General features: G+C 51.0%; 5 protein-coding genes. All 5 read left to right on the forward strand.

Going from position 1 to position 2,575, the window contains the following annotated elements; all coding sequences use genetic code 11:
• The coding region (locus D1646_RS21530; protein ID WP_243154292.1) for a phage minor capsid protein at positions 1-1,048 on the forward strand (1,048 nt) is incomplete at its 5' end.
• The gene (locus tag D1646_RS21535; protein ID WP_160638409.1) at positions 1,045-1,233 is read left to right on the forward strand and encodes a hypothetical protein; all 189 of its coding nucleotides are present in this window, start codon (positions 1,045-1,047) and stop codon (positions 1,231-1,233) included. The genes D1646_RS21530 and D1646_RS21535, both read left to right, overlap by 4 nt.
• A gap of 129 nt (positions 1,234-1,362) precedes the next feature.
• Positions 1,363-1,863, forward strand: coding sequence for a hypothetical protein (locus D1646_RS21540; RefSeq protein ID WP_160638410.1), 501 nt, complete (start codon positions 1,363-1,365; stop codon positions 1,861-1,863).
• 118 nt (positions 1,864-1,981) lie between these two features.
• Positions 1,982-2,137, forward strand: a complete 156-nt coding sequence (locus D1646_RS21545) for a hypothetical protein (RefSeq protein WP_160638411.1) — start codon at positions 1,982-1,984, stop codon at positions 2,135-2,137.
• Positions 2,138-2,204: 67 nt separating this feature from the next.
• The coding region (locus tag D1646_RS21550; protein ID WP_201754800.1) for a phage scaffolding protein at positions 2,205-2,575 on the forward strand (371 nt) is incomplete at its 3' end.

The following is a 2,575-nucleotide window of genomic DNA, read 5'->3' on the forward strand; positions in this document are numbered from 1 at the left end:
CCTGAACTGCGGCCACACCGCCTTCCCCATCATCCTGGGGATCAGCCGCCCCCAGCACTCCAGGGAGGAGCTGGAAAAGTTCCGCACAGACAACGAGAAGGGCGTCACGGTGGACGGCGTTCACTACACCGGCTATGAGGCGGCCCAGATGCAGCGCAGTTTGGAGCGGTCCATCCGGAAGCAGAAGCGGCGCTGCCTGGTGGATGAAGCTGCCGGGGATACCGAAAAGCTGGCCCAGGACCAGTCTAAGCTGACCCTCCTCCGCCAGCGTTACGTTCAGTTCTCCAAGGATACCGGCCTCAAGACCCAGTATGAGCGGACGGAGACGGCGGGGTTTGGGGAGAGACCCAAACAGTTGTTGGAAAGTGATATCGGCGATACTGTACGGCGGACGATCAAAGGTGTTTTGGGAGGCCACCGAGTGGTAGGCTTTGACGGATTGCCAAAAGAAATGCAAAAGTCATTCCGAGAGGGACTTACAAGAGCATCAACAGATACGAAAGAAGTTTTACGGAAGATTTATCGCAAAAGCGACTATGCTTTGAGCAGTGAAAAACGTTCCTACTACTCAAATGGCTTTGCGAAAGATATTGTCTATGTTGGTGCAAGGGCGAATTCGTCTACGCTGGCGCATGAATTATTCCACAAACTTGACGAGAAATACAAGATAAGCAAAAATTTCACAAAATCCCTGTCAAAAGATTATGCTTCGCTCAATGTAAAGTGTAACGGCGATATTAAGTCATATCTTTTAGGCCAATTTCCCGTTGCGTTTCAAAAAGATCCTCTGACTGGGGAATACGTTTTTAAGCCAGAGTATCGAGGTATATCGGACATTTTTAGTGGGCTTACAAACGGCACCGTGAAATTTGGCTACGGGCACAGAACAAAATATTGGCAAACGCCAGGTACTCTGGAAGCAGAAGCATGGGCGCAGTTTGGACGAATTCAGTTTGAAAACAATCCAGATGTTATAAAAATGCTAAAAAATATCTTTCCTGATTTCTCTGAAAGTGCTAGAATTGCATTGAAGGGACTGATGTCATGATGTGGAACGGAAAGATAACGGATGAGTTGAAAGAACTGGTCCGTCAATACGGGCAAATGTTTTCTGGCGCATGGCCGCATGGCTATGACGAGCTTAATTACGATGCAATGACCTATGACGAGTTTGTTGGATTTATCAAAGAGTGCCTTGCAACAGGCAAGGAGATGCCGGAGGTAGTTCCATGATTAAGACCATCCACAACCGCCCCTGGTACTGCTGCCCCCACGAAGTTAGCCAAGTCTGGAGTTAAGGCCCTTGCGCAACAGGCGAAATCTGGTATAATAGGACAAAACAGTTCGAAGGAGATACCAGAGATGACCGGAACGCCCCTACCTGTCCCCCAGCCGAAAGCCCCAGCCAAGCTGGTATCCGGGGATGTGACAGAGGAATATCTGCGTATGGCCACGCCTGGGCAAGGGTCTATTACATATGAAGACGGCTATCAGATCAAAGGCCATCAGAGCGAAATCAATATGGCTGATTGGCTCCATCGCACATTTGGCGGGAATATTGTATTGCTAAAGGAATCAAAGGAGCAAGGAGATAAAACACCTGATTTCAGATGGAAAGAGCATCTATGGGAGCTAAAAGGTGTTACTACCAAGAACTCTGTTGATCGTGCTGTACGAGAAGCAGCAAAGCAAATACAGGCTTCCCCTGGTGGAATTATTTTGGATAGCTCAAACAGCGAATTATCCATTGAGGAGATAATTGACACAATAAATGACCGAGTCAAACGCATTGCGCTGGACTCAGTTGACATGATGATTGTGTCGGATGAAACACTTAGGAAAATCTTTCGGTACAAAAGGTAAAACCGGAAGTGCCGCCCCTGCCAATACGGGCAAAGGATCATCTTCCGGTTTGAGACGCAATCGTCCTATACTTATTATACACGCTCAACGAAGATTATGCAATAGGTTGTGATAAAATTTGTTGGACAAAAAGACGATAGAAGCCATCGAGGCCATTATCAAGCGGGGCAACGACGCCAAAGTCCGGCGAAAGGGCGGCGGCTGCGTGGTCATTGAGATGAAGGAGACAATCAAATACAGCCCCTCGCCGATTGTGGCGGGGGAAGGGCAATAGGAGCCAGTTATCGAGGACACCTCGGTAATTGGCTCTTTTTATTTTGAACATCAGAAAGGAGCAGCCCATGAAAGCGGAATTTTTGCAGAACTTCAAGGCAGGGGACGCGCCTCTGCCCAAGGAGGTGGTGGACGCCATCCTGGCGGAGAACGCCCGGGACCTGGAGGCGGCGGTGAAGCCCTTTGCCGACTACGACTCCATCAAGGCCCAGCTGGCCACCGCCCAGGAGGGCCTGAAAGCCTTTGAGGGGCTGGACGTGAAGGACCTCCAGGGGCAGGTGGCGGCCCTCCAGGGCAAGCTGGACGCCCAAGCCAGGGAACATGCGGCCCAGCTGGCGGACCTGGCCTTTGACGGCACGCTGAAGGAGGCCATCACCGCCGCCCGGGGCCGCAATGCCAAGGCCATCCGGGCGCTGCTGGACGTGGACGCCCTGAAAGC

Origin of the sequence: Pseudoflavonifractor sp. 60, assembly GCF_009911645.1 — a bacterium.
Classification (GTDB): domain Bacteria; phylum Bacillota; class Clostridia; order Oscillospirales; family Oscillospiraceae; genus Lawsonibacter.